The following is a 19731-nucleotide window of genomic DNA, read 5'->3' as shown; positions in this document are numbered from 1 at the left end:
TATGTAGCTGATATATCTAATTAACATTGACAATTCCGGTATTCATTTGAAATATCAAACCTCACTGGATTCTATCTGTCTTGCTGGCACATTGGCATCCAAATTTGGTAGCTTGTGGCAGTTTGCCGAAAGGGGAGAGGCATGGCGCGATACGGCAGGAGATACAGAAGCTGGAGGGGGCGCGGATACAGCAGCAAACCCACTAGGTACGACGCGCTAACCGGCCTGTTCGGCGGGGCTGTAGCTGACATGCGTAAGGCATTCCTGGCGCTTGATAAAGATGCTCTCGATAGCCTGATGTCCGATTACGGCTCAATCCATGGTGATGCTGCTGAGCGCTATGCTAGGAAGACTTACTCTAGCTGGAAATCAGGATCAACGAAGCTGTCGGGCCAGACACTCGAGCGCCTGGTTGAGCTTATTCAGCCCTACCTTGAGCCTGAACAGCGTCATGACATCCTTCTGAAGGTGCTGAGCAAGCACAAGCGCAGCGGGGGGTACAAGTCGATCAGGGTCAACATCAAAGAACCGGCTGAAGGCTTCAGGCAGATCGACGACGCCCTTGAAAGCCTCCGCTCTGAAGATCCACTGGCATTCATCCCAGAGCATGTCATGGAGGCCGCGAAGTGGCTCTATGACGATGATATGACAGCGGCGCGGGCAATGCTGGCGGAAGCTACGCGAGCTGAAACCGACCTTTTGAGAGCAAATGCAATCAAGGAGGTCAGCTTACTGAAACGCACGATCAGTAGCGGTCAAGTCAAGTCTGCAAACTACTCAGTGAAAACGCCTGTTAGCACCCTCTCGGTGGTCGCGTACACGCCGTCGAAATGTTTCGTGGCAACCGTTTGCTTCGGAGTAGATGCTCCGGAGACGAGTGCATTGCGGGTATGGAGGGATGATTACTTGATCCACAGGCCTGCTGGTCGTGACTTCATTGTGTGGTACTACACCCACGGCGAGGCCATCGCCAACGTAATCCAGAAATATAAACCGCTAAAAGTGGCCAGTAAGCTTGCTGTTGGCGCTATTGCAGGGCTTGCGAAGCGCTATGGAGAACGACATGAGTGACAATAAAAACATTCCATCCGCGTCCGGAAATCGCAATGTGGGGCTTCATGATAACGGCCTGAAAGCTGGGTCGTTGATCGGCCAGGCCGTGTCCAGACTGTCAAAAGAACAGGCTGATAACCTGATGCAGAAGGCTGGGGATGAGGCTTTACGGCTTGAGTCTAAGCAACACGAACTCAACATCGAATACGTGCACGCCAAGAAAACTGTTGAAGACCACGTCGACACGTTCAACATGCTCGAAAAAAGCGGGCGGCTGACGACGCAGAAGGTTACTACCGATGTGAAGAGCGGTAATAGTACGATGCGCATCGAGAGTAAGTCGGGTGCTAAGTGCTTCGTTGCAACCGCTGCGTATCAGGATGAGCATCACCCGGATGTAAATTATCTACGCGTATTTAGGGATGAAACGCTATCGAAAAGCGCGGTGGGTCGTTCATTTATTGATTGGTACTGGCATACAGGGCCTAAGCTGGCAAAGTTCGTCGAGGACAAGCCGGTAATTAGGTCTCTTGCCAAGTTTTCCATCGGAATGATCATCAAGGCCATCAAGCTAATTCGATAGTTCGTGCATGATTGCTCGGGCCCAGTGATTGAGCAAAAGGGGACGGATTTATTTATAGGACAGATTGACCACTTCTGGCCGATTTCTGCCTTTCATGATTTTGGCAGCTGTCGGCCAAAAGCAGACGCTTCCCGCTCACTACCCATATGGCTGGAAATGATCCAACGACGATGAGGCGACGCCGACAGACCGACTAACATCCTTTCGGCCTACTGCGGGAAAAGAACAAAGCTAACGGTTGGCGGCGATGCCCAGGCGATGGCTATACGACACCTTCATGACTATGATGCCATTCTTTGAACGGCTTCAAGGTGTAGTAGTGATAGGGAATATCTTCAACGTTTTTTCACGACGTAGGGAAAACCAGACTAAGCCGAAAAAGCAGCTCACTCAGCAGTTCCGGCAAAGGACGTTCATGCTCATTCGGGACGTTGGTCCGGGCATGGTCGAAACCCTAGAGTTTCTTCACGACCGGCTTTCCTACCTTCTCGGGCACCAAAACCTCTCAGGGAAGAAAAATCTTTCCTACGCTGATGACGCTTTCGAGTTTCTGCATACCTGCAGCGACCCCCACTTTCTTGATGCCATTGAATACCTGGTCCATCAGGGAGGATGGCGTTACATAGGCGGTCAGCATGAACTCGTAATTGATCGCTTGAACGAGTTTTTAAACGTAGATGATCTTCCCTACTTCGTCACCAAACCGGTATGGGAAACCACGGAAGAAATGTACCGAGGCTCCCTCACTCAATTCACCGGAATTCGTGAGCATGCGAGGGTCATTCCAAAGGAAAGCCAAGCTATCCACGAGACGGCTATCGAGCCCGCTCTGAAGCTATTGCGTCAGCCTGCATTCCTCAATGCAAACTCCGAGTTCATGGCAGCTCTGGAAGACTTTCGGCACGGAAAATTCGGCGACTGCGTCACCAAGTGCAACAGCAGCTACGAAAGCGTCATGAAGGTGATCTGCGGACAGAAAGGCTTCGGGTATGCCCAAGGGGACACAACCTCCAAGCTCATTCGGACCATCATGCAGAAAACTGAGATGGATACTTTCTGGGAGCAGCCACTGATGACTGTCGGCACGCTTCGCAACAAACTGAGCTCCTCGCATGGTGCCGGCGAGGTGCAGAAGGTAGTGCCAGAGCATGTGGCGAAGTACACCCTGAATATGACGGCCTCTGCGATCATCTTTTTGCACGATCAGGCTTACCGGGCCAACCCCTGAAATCTTCAATTGGGCTTGCGGGAGTGGAAATGCGTCGTTTCGATACCAAACCTTTGATTGCGTTTGCGACAGCCCCAGAGGACCAGGATGATCCTTGGTACAAAGATGCCGAGCAGGCTGTTCAGTACATGACAGCAAACTCGGAATCAGACGAGATTGTGATTTACGTTAGCGCTCCTTTCCTTCTCATCGTCGGGGCACTCGCTCCAACCGATAATGTCACTCCCCCCGATGGTGAAGCGCTTCAAAACCTCTCACTGTTTACCGATACCACCTGGCGCATCGAGAAGTCCTGGTGCTCCAATGAAGGACATCGTGTCTACATTGAGGCACCCTTTCCAGAGGACAGCGGGTCTGCTTTAGCAGGGGGTGAACCTCTGGTCATTCGGCGACGTCTTGAGGGGGTTCATACCGGGCCAACGCCGATCGAAATTAGTCAAAAACTCGTACATTGCCTCGACATTCACTATGTGGATGAGCGAAAGGCGTATTGCCGCTTGAATGACAATGGCGATATCGAGGATGTCATCAGAATACTGAGGCTCCAAATTCCCGACCAAATAGAAGGGCGGGATATGGTCACGATCCTTCGTAAGGACCTGGACAATTATATGGCCCTAGCGGACATGGCGCTGCTCATGAAATTTGATTTTACTCGTTATGTGACGGGCAGCTTCAATGGCTGGGATGGCGCCAGTCGGTACAACCGAGACGAGTCAGATCTGTTCTATCATGGTGGATCGACCAGTAAGGCGAGCTTCGCGCATGGAGCCATGGTGGTTAGGCCTAAGACCACCGTTGAAGAACAAGAAGAGGTGTGGCGCAAAGACTTCGACGGTGATCCAGATCGTGAGTACGCGGTCTTCAAAATCTTTGACCGTAAGAATGACCGCCAGGTAGAGACTTCTTGCAGCCCCGAGCACATCGTCAGCTATTTTGAAGATAGCGATCTTCCCTGGCAGATATCTCCCGCTTTTTTCAGGGCAGAGGTTCTAAATCGCTTCAAGGGCGATCCTGAGAAGTACACGCTGGAGGACCGGAGCATTTCGTGCAGAGGAGCTTGGTACCTTAAATCTTACGATATCAATGAGGCCGGCCAGGTTCATGCCTACATCTGGGACCTATCGCAGCTCCCTTACGATGAACAACTGTACTGGAAGGCCTTCAACGAATGGCCTAAGGCCCCCATCTCCGAGCGCGCGCATCGAACGGACATCGAGGGCAACTGGTACACCGAATATCATCCATTAGATGCGCTCAAGCGCAAGATCCGAACACTCGACAAGAGAAAGCCTGCCTGGTGGAACCCTCGCGGTGAGGAGCTGATCGATAGCGTGCTTGCTCCAGCCACAGACTCGCCTAAGGAGTGGGGTGATGAAGTCATGGCTCTCGATCAATGTCTGGTAGAAGGCTTTCTCGACAAGCCACTGCGTAAGATGGCTGAGGCAAAAGGACGGGTCCTGGAGCCAACCTGGCGCTCGCTCAAGTTGTTGTATGAAATTCTCGTGGGAAGCTCAATCAGCGCAGAGGACGCTAAGCAGATCTTAGCGCCGATGAGAAAGCTCCATGAGCTTCGTAATGAGATCCGGGGACATGCGACTAACGAAAAGAAAGCTGTCGCTATTCGTGAAGCCCGTACCACCCATGGAAATTTCCGTACGCACTTCTTCCACCTGGCCGAAGGTTGTGATCACGCTCTTGTCGCAGTGTTGAGAGCTCTCGAGATTGATATCGACGAATGAGCAACGGAATAGCCTCAACAGCTCGCGCCAGCGAGCTGTTGAGGGAGGTCAGCAATCCGCTACGCCATCCGTTTAGCTGTTGCGAGCATTTAGTGCGAATTTGCGTGGACCTGATCACCCGTTTGCATTGCCACTGACCAGTCAATTGCATCCGTGCTGACCAAGCGTTTGCATTCGAGTTGACCAGCACAAGTACGCCGGACTGGCGATCGGCAGAGAACGGCCAAAAGCAGTCATTTACGACAGGCAGTGTCGAATCCTGGAGCTGATCGGCAGCATCAATATTTTGGTTCGTCCCCGATTATCCTTGGAAGGTCTTTGTCGATCGTAATTGGGCCGAGCGTGCCGAGGAAATACCACAGGACGCGAGCGTGCTGACATATGATTGGTTCCTCAAGGCCATGTTGATCGACTGCGACCTGGCGGTTAGCACTGACGACCTTCCGGGTTTGAGAGGGAGGGGCGTTGGAGCTATAGCCTCTATGGCTGGCTCTGCTTGATTTGGCCTAGTCAAGCAAGGCTAACGGTTATACGTCTAGCTGTTTTCATTAACAGCCACCAGAACGGTGCACAATTGAGCGCTACTTCAGCCGATAGTTGCCCGGACTCTCTCCCGCCCACTGCTTGAAAGTGCAGTGAAACGCGCTGGTTTCGCGGAAGCCGGCCTGCTCGGCTATCACCGCGACACTTTGGTCAGCGTTGCTCAAACACTCAAAGGCAATGGTGCGGTAATCCGTCACATCTGGTGAAGTTCAACTAATGGGGCTGGAATGCAGTCATTTCCGCGAGCATCTGGTTCAGCAGTCGGTTGGCACCGATACTCAGCTGACGCCCAAGGCGAGTAATAAGGTGTGTCTGGGTACTAGCAAAAACCGCGTTTTGTAGTGAGAGAGCGACCAATTCCTTGCACCTGATGTCATCTGCCACAACGAAGGTGGGCAGCAATGCAACTCCCCCCAGCAAGGCATAGCGCCTTAGCATCGCGATGGTATTGCAAGTCAGTGTCGGCGCAAGACTGATCCCCTGTTGATGCTCAGCTTGAGTAACGATTTGGCGAATACCGTAGGAAACTTCTGGTAGAGCCAAGCGGTATTGATCGAGATCAGCCAGCGAGACAGAAGCTTGATGTATTGCCAATGGGTGTTCGGGATTGACGATCGCGCAGACTGGTTGAGGGTGGTGGGCGAGCGATCGGATCTTCGGATCGCTCGCTGGGTTGAAGACCAAGCCAATATGTGCTTCGTCCTCCACGACCTGGCGTATCACCTCGTTGCTCCCGCAGACATTCACCTTAAGCTCGATCTTGGGATAGGCCAACGAAAAACTTGTGAGCGGAACGACCAGATCCTCGATGAAACCCTCTCCCGCAGCGAGGGTGATCGAGCCACTGTGAAGCCCTCTCAAGGACTGCAATGAGTCCATCAGCAATTCTTGCTGGGCCAGGCGCTGCCGGTAGTAAGCCAGCACGCGCTCACCTGACTCCGTGGGTCTTACTCCCCGGCGATGCCGCTCTAGCAAGGACGTCGCCAGCTCATGCTCCAGCTGGGATATCTGCCTGCTCACCGCTGACGGTGCTACATCCAGAAAATCAGCAGCGGCCCTGACACTGCCCAATCGAACAGCTTCGAAGAAGTAGCGGATTCGATGATCTTGTAGCGAACTCAAGCTGTCTCCAGTGTTGCCTTGAACGCAACAAAATTTCTATTTGTGATTATTGTAGGCAAGCCAGACGCCTGTCCATACTCGGTTCACAAGAAATGGGAGACCCGTTATGCAAGCGCTTTGGCATCTTATTTGTGATCAAGGCCGGAAAGCCACTGAGTGCAATCCGGTGTTGCGCCAGTATCTGGAGACTCGCGTCCATGCGCATGCGGGATTCGAGCAGGCACTTGCTGCAAACCTGGCTCAGGAACTATCGGCTCAGGCGAGCAACGTCGACCTCAACGCTTGGTTTCTTTCGCTGATCAAAGCCAATCCGGCAATTGCCACGGGCGCAGCGGCAGATATCCAGCACCTGGTGGCCGTGAACCCCGCCTGCCCTGATGAGCTGACGGCGTTTCTGTCCTTTCGTGGCATTCAGGCCGTCCAGGCCTATCGACTCGCCCACACGCTTTGGCAAGAAGGCGATATTCAAAGTGCAGTGCTATTGCAGAACTGGGCAGCCAATCACTGGAGTATCGATATCCATCCAGCCGCTCGCCTCGGCATACGTCTGTTTGTTGATCACGGTATCGGTCTGGTTATCGGCGAAACCGCTGTAGTCGAGGACGATGTCAGCTTGTGGCACGGCGTCACGCTGGGCAGCACCTTGAACGAGTCCGGAGACCGGCATCCGAAGATTCGTCGTGGCGCGCTTTTGTGTGCCGGGTCAACGGTGCTTGGCAACATCGAGGTCGGGGAGCGCGCGATCGTCGCGGCCAACGCCGTCGTGCTCAAGCCAGTTCTCGCGGGTGTTGTGGTCGCTGGGACCCCCGCCAAGGTTGTTAGCAACGTACCAGCCGTTCTCGAAACGTTGAAACCCCAAAGCCAAGGCCAATAACGGAGAGTTGAGTATGTCCGCCGAAGCACAATATCCCCTGGGCATCGATCATCCCCTGGTCACTGTCCACGATCACGCCGCCGCGCTGGAAATGTACTGCAAGATGGGGTTCTCCCCTTCTCCAGTTAGCTTTCATCCGTGGGGAACCGTCACCACATTGATGATGTTCCCCAGCAATTTTATCGAGTTGATCGGCGTTGACGATCTGTCGAAGTTCGGCACCAACTCGACCAATGGTTTCTGCTTCGGTCGTCAGCTAGGGGCATTCCTCGAGCACGAAGAAGGCGTCTCGTTGGTTGCGCTGCACAGCAAGGATGCCCGCGCCGATCACGTGCGTCTGACTGAGAACGGCCTGACGAGCCAGGGGCTTATCGACTTTCGCCGACGGATGACGTTGCCGAACGGTAAGCATGATGAGGCGGTGGTATCGCTGGGTTTGTTCATCGATCCCGAATTGCCCGATGCCTCGAATTTCATCTGCCACCAACACCGCCCTGAACTCATCTGGGTTAAAGGCTGGCAGAACCATACCAATGGCGCTGACGGCATCCTAGCGGTGACCTATCTGGCCGATCCGAAACGACTCGAATCGCGCTGGCGTGCATTTTATGGCGATCAGGTCAGGTTTAACGGTGACGCACTCGAAGCCGATACCGGGTGCGGTGTGTTTCGCGCCATTAGCGCCGAGACTGCCGCCAAAGAGTTCGCGGGCATTTCGTTACCGAAGGCTAACGCTGAACGCCCCCATGCCATTGCCATTCGCCTTAACACCAAGAGCCTTGATGACGTTCGCACGATCCTCAAGCGCAACGCGGTTGCGCATGTGGACGCTGCAGAGCGTGTGCTGGTTGAGCCAAGTGCGGCTGGCAACGTGATTCTGGAATTTGTACAAACCATTTAAGTGAGACTCTGAAATGACAACCAAAGTAGGTGTGATCGGGCTCGGCAACATGGGTGGCGGCATGGCGGCCACTCTGGCTCGTAATGGATTTGATGTGAGCGGTTTTGATCTTTCCGAGGCCGCGCTCGAGCAGGTCGCCGCCAAGGGCGTCAAGCCGGTCAAAGACAGGGCAGAGCTGATTCGGAGTGTCGATGTGCTGGTGCTGTCGCTGCCTAAAGCCGAGCACGTGGAGGCTGTTTGCCTTGGGGCCAATGGCATTCTGGAGCTGGGCCATGCGGGGCAGATCATCATTGACACTACCACTTCTACTCCCGTAGCCAGCCGCAAGGTGGCCGCTGCACTCGCCGAAAAGTCTATCGGCTTCCTCGACGCGCCGGTTTCCGGTGGCCCTGCCGGCGCAGCTGCGGGCAGCATGACGATGGTGATCGGTGCCGAACCTGGGGTGCTGGAGCGGGCCATGCCCGTGCTGGAAGCCATGAGTGGCAACCGCGTGCATGTAGGCGGCTATGGCACTGGTAACGTCGTGAAAATCGCCAACAACCTGCTGGCTGCCGCTCACCTGATCACTACTGCCGAGGCTGTAAGTCTGGCGGCGAAGGCTGGTGTTGCCCCCGAAAAGCTGATCGAAGGTCTGAATGCCGGCTCGGGTCGCAGCGCTGCAAGCCAGGTGATGTTCCCTACCTGGGTACTGAACAAGGCTTACAACTCGGGTTTCACCATGGGGCTAATGCGCAAAGACGTTGGCCTGGCCAGCGCTCTTGCCGGCGAGCTTGATCTGGATCTACCGGTCGCCAGCCTGGTCAGTCAGCTGTGGCAATCCAGCCGCGAAACACTTGCCGATGGCGAAGATTTCAACTGCATCGTGATGCGCACCGATGCCAAATTGTTTGGTCACGAGGAATAAGATCATGATTACAGAGGAAATCCTGAGCACTCTCCACTCGTTCTGGGGCGAGCGCAGCGTGATTGCCAGCTATGTTGGCGGTGAGTTTGTTCAGGGGCACGGCGAAACAGTCGAAATTCGCAACGCTCACGATGACACGCCGTTGCTTTCGTACCCAGACGCCGACGAGAGTCTGGTCGAGCTGGCCAATAACGCTGCCAAATCCGCCCAGGCACAGTGGAGTGCGATGACCGCCCAGGCGCGGGGTCGCTTGATGTACCAGATTGGCGCACTGATCCGTAAAGAATCGGAAAGCCTGGCGTTAATCGAGGCCCTAACCGGTAACAAGCCTATCCGCGATGCCTTGGTTGAGGTGGCTAAAGTCGCTGAAATGTTCGAGTACTACGCCGGCTGGGCCGACAAGCTTCACGGCGAAGTCATCCCGGTGCCGACCAGCCACCTGAACTATGTCCGCTATGAACCGTTGGGCACCGTTCTACAAATTACCCCTTGGAATGCCCCTATCTTTACCTGCGGCTGGCAGATTGCCCCGGCCATTGCGGCAGGCAACGCCGTTATTTTGAAACCATCCGAATTGACTCCGGTCAGCTCGCTGATGGTTGCGGTACTGATCGAACGGGCCGGCATTCCGAAAGGACTGGTCAACGTGATTGCCGGTTATGGCCACACAATTGGCCAGGCTCTGATCGCCAAGGCAGACATCCGCAAGGTCGTATTTGTGGGCTCGCCGGCAACCGGACGGCACATTGCCACAGCCTGTGCGCAACGCTGCATCCCCTGTGTGCTGGAACTCGGTGGGAAGTCTGCGAACATCGTATTTGAGGATGCCAATCTTGAGTTCGCGCTGCGCGGTGCTCAAGCCGCCATCTTCTCGGGGTCAGGACAGAGCTGCGTATCCGGCTCTCGTCTATTGGTTCAGGAATCGATCTTCGAACGCTTCACCGAGGCACTTGCCAAAGCAGCCAAGAACTTCAAGGTGGGTGACCCGAGCGATACCGAAACCCAGATTGGCCCGATCAACAACGCCAAGCAGTACGCTCACGTGCGCAACATGGTTGAAGGTGCTCTGCGGGACGGCGCTACGCTGGTGGGGCAAGACGTTACCCCTCTACCGGACGTTCCTGGTTACTACGTCCATCCCACTGTGCTGGCTGGCAACAACGCCATGTACTGCGCCCAGGAAGAAATCTTCGGCCCAGTAGTGGTCGCCATACCGTTCAAGGATGAAGAGGATGCCATCCGTATCGCCAACGACAGCCGCTTCGGCCTTGCCGGTGGTGTGTGGACGCGCGATGTCGGGCGTGCCCACCGTGTTGCCGCCCAGGTACGCGCTGGTACCTTCTGGATCAACGGCTACAAGACGATCCACGTTAGCTCCCCTTTCGGTGGTTACGGCGAGAGTGGCTATGGCCGTTCCTCGGGTCTGGATGCACTGCGCGAATACAGCGAAGTCAAAAGCGTTTGGGTAGAAACCGCTGCTCAGCCGGCCGCTAGCTTTGGTTACGGCGCCAGCCTGGAGTAATACCATGAGTATCCCGAAGTCGCTCATCGAAGAGGCCATCACCTGGCGTCGTCAGTTCCATGCCAAGCCCGAGTTGGGCTATCAGGAATTTCAGACATCTGAGCATGTTGCGCATCTGCTTGAGTCCTTCGGGATAGAGGTGCATCGCGGCCTGGCTGGTACGGGGGTCGTGGGCATCCTGCAAAATGGCGAAGGGCCGAGCATTGGCCTGCGTGCCGATATGGATGCACTGCCAATGCAGGAGCTGGGTTGCCGTGACCACCAATCGACCCACCAAGGCTGTATGCACGCCTGCGGCCATGATGGCCACACATCCATCCTGCTGGCGACGGCAAAACACCTTAGCGAAACGCGTTGTTTCAGCGGTACCGTGCACTTTGTTTTCCAGCCTGCCGAGGAGGGATTGGCAGGTGCTCGGAAAATGATCGAGGACGGACTGTTTGAGCGGTTCCCGATGACGTCCATCTATGGCCTACACAACTGGCCAGGCCTTGCCGCCGGTAATGTTGCCATCAATCCTGGGCCGATGATGGCCTCGCTGGACACCTTCGAGGTTGTGCTCACGGGTAAAGGCTGTCATGCGGCGATGCCTGAGCGTGGTGCTGATCCTGTGGTCGCCGCTGCGGAGCTGATACTGGCTTTGCAGACCATTCCATCCCGGCGTTTGTCACCGCTCGATTCGGCGGTTATCAGTGTGACGCAACTGCAGGCGGGCGAAGCGATCAATGTGATCCCTGAGATTGCGGTATTGCGTGGCACCGTGCGCTGCCTACAGTCGGATGTGCGTGACAAGGTTGAATGCCTCATCGGCGAGTTTGTCGAGCAATTGCCCAAGGCATTTGGGGTGAGCGGGAAGCTTGCCTACCAAAAAAGCTATCCGGTGACCCTAAACAACCATCAGGCGGCAGAAGTTGTTCGTCGTGCTGCGGTGCGTGCTGTGGGCGAGTCCAATGTTCAATGGGGCTGCAGCCCCTCGATGGCCTCAGAAGACTTTTCTTTCATGCTGCAAGCGTGCCCTGGTGCCTATTTATGGATGGGGGTCGACGGCGAGAAGCCTTCTGCGGCGTTGCACAACCCTTACTACGACTTCAACGACCACGTAATCGAGCCGGCTGTTCGTCTGTGGACGGCGTTGGTGGAAATGGAACTGGCGAAGTAAATAAGAGGCACTTAGCGAACCGCCTGAGCCTAGGTTTTCATCGAAATGGTTTTTAACGTGGACATGGCGTGCGCAGGGAACTGGTAATTTAAGCCTAAATATATAGTGAGCCCGTTAGCGCTTGACTCTAATTAGAAGCGCTAAATCTCTACTGGCTTGAATTTTGTGATTTTGACTGTTTATTTTCAAATTGGCTTGGCTGTTTGCAACGCTTACATAGCGGGAGCTGTATATGCGTAATTGATTTTGTGCGTGCGCAGCGAAGTTGGCAGGTGTTTTACGAGGTAAGGAGGTGGTAATGGTCTGATCGGTATTTAGTTCGGTATTTTTAGCGGTGAATTTTAAGCAAGCGATCTAAAAATAAATGGAGCTTTGCAAATGAAAATAACACGCTCAATTGAGAAGTCTACTTTGGCAATTGCCGGTGCAGTTCTAATGGCTGCTGCCGTCATTGCTCCTTCGGCGGTCGCGAGTGAGAAAGTTGTTCTGGCTCACGCCATGTCTAAAGAACATATTTTCAACCAGGTGGCCGATAAATTTCTGGCGTCGCTCGACAAGAATGCTCCTGGGCAATTCGACGTGGAATATCATCCGGGCGGTGATCTAGGCGACTGGACTTCGCAGTTTGAGCAGACAATATCTGGTGAGATAGGCATGACAATGACCTTTCCCGCCACAGACTTTGACCCGCGCTTGAATATATCCATCATGGGTATGGTGGCCAACTCCTGGGAAGAAGCTGCAAATATTTATGGACCTGGCGGTTCAATGGTCAAGGTTTATGACGAAATCTACAGCGGCCTCAACATGAAGCTTCTTGCCATTCTGCCAATCGATTTCGGCGGAGTTGCAATGCGTAAGGGCTCTGGCAAAGTACCCGTTAATTTCCCTGAAGACGGTGCAGGTATTAAGGTACGTGTGCCGCCGATGCAAACAGCAATTAAGCGGTTCGAATACCTGGGCTTTAATCCCGTGCCGATGCCATTCTCGGAACTTTATACCGCATTACAACTGGGTGCGGTGGACGGACGTTCCTTTGGCCCGCCTTCGGAAATCTGGCAAATGCGTGATGTGTTGGAAACCTACGTATTTACCCGCGATTATTTCGAGCAAGGTGCATTCTTGGTTAATAAAGACTGGTGGGAAGGCCTCGATGCCGATCAGCAGGCAAAAGTCCAAGGTGCTGCTGACGAGGCCGCGGCCTGGGCTTGGAAGGAAGCGGAGTCGATCAGTAGCGGGCTGATCGCGAATATTAAGAACCATGGCATTAATGTCGTTGAGTTGAATCCAGCCCAACAAGAAAAGATGAGCAGTATCATTCAAGAAAAAGAGTGGAGCTGGATGGAAGCTACTGTTGGTAAGGATCTAGTTGATCAAATTCGCGCCACCACTAAATCCAAATAAATTCACCTCAAGTAAAGGCTGCAACATATGTGTTGCGGCCTTTCAATCGTTGAAGGGACATTCCCCCATGAAAGACTTACTGGTGCGCTTTGATCGGCGTCTCAATGCGGTTTTCCGTTTCTGTTTGGTGTTGCTGGCATTAGTTCTGAGCGCAGTTATGGTCGCGGCTGCATTTCTCCGGTATTTCACTGATCAGTCTTTGCCGGCGGTGGAGGAGGTCAGTATTTTACTGGGGGTGTGGATTTATTTTATTTCAATGATTGTTGTTACACGTGATCGTGGTCACCTTACTGGTGGTGTCCTGGAGTTACTTGATATTGGCAATGGCGGACGTCGGGCTATCCGGTTTATTAATGACCTTATCGGTTTGCTCGTTATGGGCGTTTTTTTGTTTTACACAATAGAATACTTGCTGTTTGTGTATAAGATCGGCCGGAAAAGCACGAACATGAATCTATCAACTACGGTTTGGGTGGCAGCTGCGGTTGTTGGGTTTTTCTTTATGTTTGCATATAAGATTCGCGATCTATTTTTTTGTGAGAATGCGGTCGCGGAATGCGACGGTTTGAGTCGGCCTGTGGGTTCCGAAGTTAAGGGGTAGGTATTATGACTGCGATAACTGTTGCGATGCTGCTGATTATTATTTTTTTGTTGATTGGTATGCCCGTTGCTTATGTATTCGGTGCCAGTGCCCTCGGCTTTGTTCTCCTCACGGGTAAGAGCATGAGCTACTTGGTGCCACACGCATTCTGGCAACTCAGTAGTTTTACACTGCTGTCCTTGCCTTTGTTTATTATTGCTGGCTCCTTGATGGGGGCGAGTGGCATCTCTGATCGCTTGGTACGCTTTGTTAATGCTTTTGTTGGACCTGTCCGCGGTGGTTTGGGGGCGGTAACGATTGTTACATGCGCGATATTCGGTGCAATTGCCGGGTCAGGCGCGTCGGCAATTGCGGCCATTGGCTCAATAATGATTCCGAAGATGCTCCAAAATGGCTACCCGCGTGGGTACGCCACAGCATTGGTTGGTTGCTCATCCGTTCTCGCCTTGTTAATCCCACCTAGTGTCCCGATGATTATATTTTCCCTGACCAGTGGGATCTCGGTTGCGGCGGCTTTTCTTTCAACCATTGTCCCCGGCGTTTTAATTGCGGCGATTTATTGTGTTATTAACTATGTGTATTTGCGAAATGTAAAATTCTTGCAGGTGGAAGAAAAGATTTCATTTCCAGAGCGTACTAAGGTTATCGCCAAGGCAACTAAGGATGCGAGTTGGGCGATTTTGATGCCGATTATTATGCTTGGCGGTATCTATGGTGGGATTTTTACCCCTACTGAAGCAGCAGCTGTTGCCCTCGCTTATACTCTTCCGGTCGGTTTCTTGGTATATAAAGGGCTTAATCTGCGAGCCGCTGGTCACGCGATCATTAGTGGTGCTGTAAGCACGGGCTCAATTATCGCAATGATCTTTTTTCTGTTCGTCATGAGCCGGGTCATGATCATGGAACAAGTACCGCAAAACTTGTCAAACTTCATGACTGGCCTTTCAGACAACAAGATTGTTCTGCTGCTACTGATTAACGTGATTCTTATCGGTATCGGCATGCTCGTTGATGATGTGTCCGGCAGTATCCTAGCCTCTATTATTCTGATGCCCGTGGCTACGAATTTGGGTGTGGACCCTATTCATTTTGCGGCAATCGTCGGAACTAACTTGGGGCTGGGCAATATTACTCCCCCGTGCGCGCCGCTTCTCTATATGGCCGGGTCGGTCGGCAAATCAACATTCAATGAATATATGGCTCCAACACTAAGATTCATCCTGCTCGGTCACTTGCCAATAGTGTTTGCCGTAACATTTATCCCGGATTTGGCACTGTTTCTTCCGAGGTTGCTCATGTAGCAGGGGGCGGAATCCAAAATGCTATTGAAAAAGAGGGCTGCCGGGTGGCCATTGGCCCTGACTCAATCAATCGCCCCCTACTACCGGTGGACAACTACGAGTCAGTCGCCTTGGGTTTCTAGATGGTCTGGGGGACAGGTCTTGCCTTTTGTTTATGAGGTAAGGGAACGCCCATTTGTTTTCTTTGCCCTGAGTCAGATGATGGGGCGAATGGCAGCTTTTGGCCGGTTAGCAACCACTCCTCTGGCTAGCCATCCTTGTCCTCCCACACGTGGAGGACTTGCCATGAACATCATCGCTACCTGCAGCCGTCAGCCGTGGAACAAAGGAAAATTGGTCGGGCAGAAAACCCCGCTCCGACTGAGAGATATCTGGGCCATCCGAGTAAGGCTTCAAATTGCAGAAAGAACCCGGGATCTGGCTCTCTTCGATCTGGCCATCGACAGCAAACTTCGAGCCTGCGACTTAACCAAGCTCCGTGTGCGCGACGTTGCCCATGGCGAGCAGGTGTCATCACGAGCCATGGTGATGCAGCAAAAGACGCAGCGACCAGTACAGTTCGAGATCACTGAGCAAACTCGGTTTGCTCTCGCGGCCTGGATACATCAAGCCCAGCTCCACGGCGAGGATTGCCTTTTTCCGAGCCGGCAGCATACCTCAGACCATCTATCCACTCGTCAATACGCTCGTATCGTCAAAGGCTGGGTGAAAGTCATTGGCCTTGATCCAGCCATGTATGGCACTCACACAATGAGGCGAACAAAGGCATCACTGATCTATCGCAGGACGAAGAACCTGCGGGCGGTTCAACTGCTGCTAGGCCATACGAAGCTGGAGAGCACCGTTCGATACCTCGGGATTGAGGTCGATGACGCCTTGGAGATGGCGGAACAGACCGAAGTTTGACCATGCAATGCATAGCGACGGTCGAGGCCAGGCCGTCGCTAACCGGCCTGAAGCAGCCGCTTAACGATAACTACCGAACCGTGGGCGATTCACAGCGAGTTTGCTCTACGATGTAGATCGCAGGCTTCACTCAGCGTTTTCGTTCCGCGAGATGTGCACAAAAGCCGCACTTCCCAGTTCTGGAATAAATCCTTCTGTCTTCATATGAGATGCACTGCTGGCACTCGCGGCAGTGGATTTTGTCCACCCGGACTTTTCTATCCCAAGCGGCAGCGCTTTCTTGTTCCTGGTCTTTCTCCTGGTCCATCGATCTGCACCTCTATGAAAGGTCGGAAACTGAGTATGGCTGATTACCCGATTGGCAGAGTCAACTCCGCCCCTCCATTGGCCTGTCACGACCGGCAGCAGTCGACCTATTTCCGACCTGCGGTGTTAGTTCTTCTGCCTCGTCATTCGGCTAGCCGTAGTTTCCGGTCTAGTCTTCTTTCATGTCGTAGTTTCCGAAAGCGTCTCTAAAGCAGCAGTCTCCTAGATACCTGCAAGGAATGTTGTCCGGCATAGGCACGGATGTTGTGCGACAGGTATGTCGTCTACATAGCCTGTAGCCTAGGAGGCAAGCATGAAGCAGTTAGAAAAGTCGATGATCGACCAGTTCAAAGTGGACTTCCGAGGGGATGTACTCTTCCCTGGCGACGGGGACTACGACGAGGTGCGGCAAATCTGGAATGCCACGATCGACCGTAGGCCTGCGCTGATCGCCCGCTGCACGTCGCCAGAAGATGTCGTCCAGGCCGTCAAGCTCGCACGCACGCAAAACCTACTCGTCTCAATCCGAGGAGGCGGGCACAACATCGCTGGCAATGCCGTTTGCGACGACGGCCTCATGATCGACCTCGCGCTGATGAAGGGCGTCCAGGTGGACGCGAATGCCCGCCGGGCAACCGTCGAGCCAGGTTGTACCCTCGGTGAGTTCGACGCGGCCCTACAAGCGCATGGCCTCGCCACGCCGCTGGGCATCAACTCGACCACGGGTGTGGCTGGTCTAACCCTCGGTGGCGGTTTCGGCTGGCTGAGCCGGAAGTACGGCATGACCATCGACAACCTGCTCTCCGCTGATGTTGTTACGGCAGATGGCGGTCAGGTGCATGCCAGCGAAACGGAAAATGCAGACCTCTTCTGGGGGCTGCGTGGTGGCGGTGGGAACTTCGGTATCGTCACCCGCTTCGAGTTTCGACTTCATCCCGTCGGGCCGGATGTGCTGAGCGGGCTCATCGTCTTTCCATTCGACCAAGCAAAATCGGTGCTCACTCAGTTCGCTCGTTTCACCGAGACAATGCCGGATGACCTCAACGTCTGGGCAGTCACTCGGAAAGCACCCCCGCTACCCTTCCTGTCCGCGGACGCCCACGGTAAAGAGATGGTCGCACTTGCCCTGTGTTATGCGGGCGATCCCACGCAGGGCCAAAAGCTCATCGAGCCTCTCCGCGGTTTCGGTACGGCGCTTGGTGAGCACATCGGCGTACAGCCCTACACTGCTTGGCAGCAGGCCTTCGACCCCCTCTTGACGAAGGGTGCTCGTAACTACTGGAAGTCGCACAATTTCTCGCGACTCAGCGACGGTGCGATCGACGCCATCATCGAATATGCCGGTAAGCTCCCGTCTCCCCAGTGCGAGATCTTCGTCGGCACGATCGGCGGCCAGACGGCCCGCATAGCGCCCGATGCCATGGCCTACTCGAGCCGAGACGCAAACTATGTAATGAACGTACACGGCCGCTGGGAATCGGCCGCCGAGGACGAGCGCTGCATTGCCTGGGCGCGCGAGTTCTTCGCCAAGTCGCAGCCGTTCGCCAGCGCGGGCGCGTACATAAATTTCCTCACCCAAGATGAGACGGAGCGCATTGCGTTCGCCTACGGTGAGACGTACACACGGCTGGTGGAGCTCAAGAAAAAATACGACCCGACGAACCTCTTCCGGATGAACCAAAACATCAAGCCGGTCTGAGTCGAGGCCATAGGCCTAACAACCGCATGCACCTGACTGCTGCAAGCGAGCTTGTGGTTCTCTCGGGCTGCTGGCCCGAGGCGGCAGGTGAAGCAGTGTGCTAGCCAACGACTGCTCCTGGCCCAGGCCGTGTAAAAACGCAGCAAGCGATGGCAATCAACTGCCGGGGAGTTTTCTCAGTGTCCAGGAGGCCGTAAGAGGCCCAATCAGGCCCAATCAGGCGCATTCGGTGATTCTGGTTGCTATGGCACTTTCGGCTTCGGCGCGCCTGCTGGAGGGCGGCAAGAGTCGTAAAACAGGCCTCAGGCCTTCATCGCTGCCATCAGGGCACTGCTGCCCAGCAAGTTCAACACGCGTTTGAGATTGTAGGCGAGTACATGCAGGCTCATCTCGGTGCTTACCCGATCGAGAGTCTTGGTGAGGAAGTGGGTGGCGCCCATCCAAGACTTCAGCGTGCCGAACGGGTGTTCAACCGTTTGGCGGCGGATCCGCATCATCTCGGGCGCTTGATCCAAGCGACTCTGCATCGCCTCAAGCACTGCCTCATGCTCCCAGCGGCTCACCCGGCGCTGTGGGCTCGGTGTGCACTGCTCTTTCAACGCACAACCTTGGCAGTGCGAACTCCAGTAGCGATGCAGCTTTAGCCCTTTCTCGACGCTTGAGTACCGCCAGATCAGACTTTGCCCAGCAGGGCATCGGTACTCGTTCTTAGCTGGGTCATAGATGAAATCACCTTTGCCGAAGCGGCCAGCCGCTGTCGCTCCCGAGGTCAGCGTCTTGGGCACGAAAACAGTGGTTCAGCCTCATGGCACGCCAGGATTTCTTCACCTTTGAAATACCCTCTGTCTGCGGCCGCCGAGAGTTCCTCAACACCCATGGCCTCTCGCGCCTGCTTGGCCATCGAACTCAGCTGATCTCGATCAACTCCATTGTTGGTGACCTCGTGCGTGACGATCAGGTGGTGCTTCGCATCGACCGCCGCCTGCACGTTGTAGCCGACCATGCCGCTGCCCCGGGTCTTCATTGAGCGGGCATCGGGATCGGTCAGCGAGATCTGTTTATCCGGTGTTTCGTTGAGCTGAACCTCGATTTCCTTGAGTTCTTGCAGCTTAGTTTTCAAGGTCGCGATCTTTTCGTGGAGGCGTTCGGATTTGACCTGCGCTACGGCAGGTTCCTGACGATCTGCGGTATCGAGCGCAGTCAGGTAGCGGTTGATGCTGGACTCGATCTCCTCCATTCGCCGCTGAAGCTTGGCGCTGGTGAAGTTGCGGTCGCGATTGTTGACCGCCTTGAACTTGCTGCCGTCGATGGCCACCAGCGCTTCCGAGAACAGGCCAAGCTGCTGACACAGCACCACGAACTGCCGACAGACGCCGCGGATTGCCTTGCCGTTGTCCTTGCGGAAGTTGGCGATGGTCTTGAAGTCCGGCATCAAACGTCCGGTCAGCCACATCAACTCGACGTTGCGTTGAGCCTCACGCTCGAGACGACGACTGGACTGGATACGATTGAGGTAACCGTAGATGTAGATCTTCAGGAGGTCAGCAGGATGGTAGGCGGGCCGACCTGTTTCAGCCGGGACGACACCCTCGAAACCCAGTTGGCCAAGGTCGAGTTCATCGACGAAAACATCGACCACCCGCACCGGGTTGGTGTCCGCCACATAGTCATCCAAGCTCTCGGGAAGCAGTGTGCTTTGCCCTCGGTGCTCTCCCTGGATAAAACGCTTCATTGGCGCCCCCACGCTGATTTGAATCCATCAAATCACAGCAAGGTCGATGCTAACGTTTTTACACAGTCTGGGCCGAAACCGGTCGACTGCGACCGGCAACTGTCGAGCCCTTGCGGCCACTCACTGAAGCCTTGGGACAGATCTTTTCGGT

Annotated in this window: 16 protein-coding genes and 1 pseudogene; 14 read left to right on the top strand and 3 right to left on the bottom strand. The window is 54.4% G+C overall.

Annotated features, from left to right (window positions below; translation table 11 throughout):
- The first annotated feature begins 249 nt into the window (after positions 1-249).
- From KDW96_RS01415 to KDW96_RS01400, 4 genes are all read left to right on the top strand, one after another.
- Entirely contained in the window at positions 250-1071 is an 822-nt protein-coding gene (locus KDW96_RS01415) for a CFI-box-CTERM domain-containing protein (protein ID WP_255838616.1), read from the top strand.
- On the top strand, positions 1064-1636 hold the full coding sequence (locus KDW96_RS01410) for a CFI-box-CTERM domain-containing protein (RefSeq protein WP_255838615.1): 573 nt from the start codon (positions 1064-1066) through the stop codon (positions 1634-1636). The genes KDW96_RS01415 and KDW96_RS01410 overlap by 8 nt, the downstream gene beginning before the upstream one ends.
- Before the next feature lie 277 nt (positions 1637-1913).
- The gene (locus KDW96_RS01405; RefSeq protein ID WP_255838614.1) at positions 1914-2864 is read left to right on the top strand and encodes an abortive infection family protein; all 951 of its coding nucleotides are present in this window, start codon (positions 1914-1916) and stop codon (positions 2862-2864) included.
- A gap of 29 nt (positions 2865-2893) precedes the next feature.
- Positions 2894-4606: a hypothetical protein gene (locus KDW96_RS01400; RefSeq protein ID WP_255838613.1), complete on the top strand. Its 1713-nt coding sequence runs from the start codon at positions 2894-2896 to the stop codon at positions 4604-4606.
- A gap of 581 nt (positions 4607-5187) precedes the next feature.
- On the opposite strand, the gene KDW96_RS01395 is transcribed toward KDW96_RS01400, so the two are convergent.
- Both KDW96_RS01395 and KDW96_RS01390 read right to left on the bottom strand, forming a co-directional pair.
- Entirely contained in the window at positions 5188-5286 is a 99-nt protein-coding gene (locus tag KDW96_RS01395; protein ID WP_370295486.1) for a helix-turn-helix transcriptional regulator, read from the bottom strand.
- 76 nt (positions 5287-5362) lie between these two features.
- On the bottom strand, positions 5363-6271 hold the full coding sequence (locus KDW96_RS01390) for a LysR family transcriptional regulator (RefSeq protein ID WP_255838612.1): 909 nt from the start codon (positions 6269-6271) through the stop codon (positions 5363-5365).
- Between the two features lie 106 nt (positions 6272-6377).
- On the opposite strand from KDW96_RS01390, the gene epsC reads away from it, so the two are divergent.
- From epsC to KDW96_RS01340, 10 genes are all read left to right on the top strand, one after another.
- Positions 6378-7145: a serine O-acetyltransferase EpsC gene (gene epsC, locus KDW96_RS01385; protein WP_255838611.1), complete on the top strand. Its 768-nt coding sequence runs from the start codon at positions 6378-6380 to the stop codon at positions 7143-7145.
- A gap of 13 nt (positions 7146-7158) precedes the next feature.
- The gene (locus KDW96_RS01380) at positions 7159-8046 is read left to right on the top strand and encodes a VOC family protein (RefSeq protein ID WP_255838610.1); all 888 of its coding nucleotides are present in this window, start codon (positions 7159-7161) and stop codon (positions 8044-8046) included.
- Positions 8047-8059: 13 nt separating this feature from the next.
- Positions 8060-8950 carry an NAD(P)-dependent oxidoreductase gene (locus KDW96_RS01375; RefSeq protein ID WP_255838609.1) on the top strand — a complete coding sequence of 297 codons (891 nt, stop codon included), beginning with the start codon at positions 8060-8062 and terminating at the stop codon, positions 8948-8950.
- Between the two features lie 4 nt (positions 8951-8954).
- Positions 8955-10472: an aldehyde dehydrogenase family protein gene (locus tag KDW96_RS01370; protein ID WP_255838608.1), complete on the top strand. Its 1518-nt coding sequence runs from the start codon at positions 8955-8957 to the stop codon at positions 10470-10472.
- Between the two features lie 4 nt (positions 10473-10476).
- On the top strand, positions 10477-11631 hold the full coding sequence (locus KDW96_RS01365; protein ID WP_255838607.1) for a M20 aminoacylase family protein: 1155 nt from the start codon (positions 10477-10479) through the stop codon (positions 11629-11631).
- Between the two features lie 378 nt (positions 11632-12009).
- A complete protein-coding gene (dctP, locus tag KDW96_RS01360) occupies positions 12010-13035 on the top strand; it encodes a TRAP transporter substrate-binding protein DctP (RefSeq protein WP_255838606.1) in 1026 nt (341 codons plus the stop codon).
- A gap of 67 nt (positions 13036-13102) precedes the next feature.
- On the top strand, positions 13103-13636 hold the full coding sequence (locus KDW96_RS01355) for a TRAP transporter small permease (protein WP_255838605.1): 534 nt from the start codon (positions 13103-13105) through the stop codon (positions 13634-13636).
- A gap of 5 nt (positions 13637-13641) precedes the next feature.
- Positions 13642-14937 carry a TRAP transporter large permease gene (locus tag KDW96_RS01350; protein WP_255838604.1) on the top strand — a complete coding sequence of 432 codons (1296 nt, stop codon included), beginning with the start codon at positions 13642-13644 and terminating at the stop codon, positions 14935-14937.
- Between the two features lie 285 nt (positions 14938-15222).
- Positions 15223-15843 (top strand): tyrosine-type recombinase/integrase, encoded by a 621-nt coding sequence (locus tag KDW96_RS01345; protein WP_255838603.1) that lies wholly within the window; start codon positions 15223-15225, stop codon positions 15841-15843.
- Between the two features lie 619 nt (positions 15844-16462).
- Positions 16463-17848: an FAD-binding oxidoreductase gene (locus tag KDW96_RS01340; protein ID WP_255838602.1), complete on the top strand. Its 1386-nt coding sequence runs from the start codon at positions 16463-16465 to the stop codon at positions 17846-17848.
- A gap of 302 nt (positions 17849-18150) precedes the next feature.
- Here KDW96_RS01340 and KDW96_RS01335 read toward each other — a convergent pair.
- Positions 18151-19580: pseudogene (locus tag KDW96_RS01335) on the bottom strand (IS1182 family transposase).
- Between the last annotated feature and the right edge of the window lie 151 nt (positions 19581-19731).

It is taken from the genome of Pseudomonas benzenivorans (assembly GCF_024397895.1).
In the GTDB taxonomy this organism is placed as follows: Bacteria; Pseudomonadota; Gammaproteobacteria; order Pseudomonadales; family Pseudomonadaceae; genus Aquipseudomonas; species Aquipseudomonas benzenivorans_A.
This window is presented reverse-complemented; position numbering and strand designations above follow the sequence as displayed.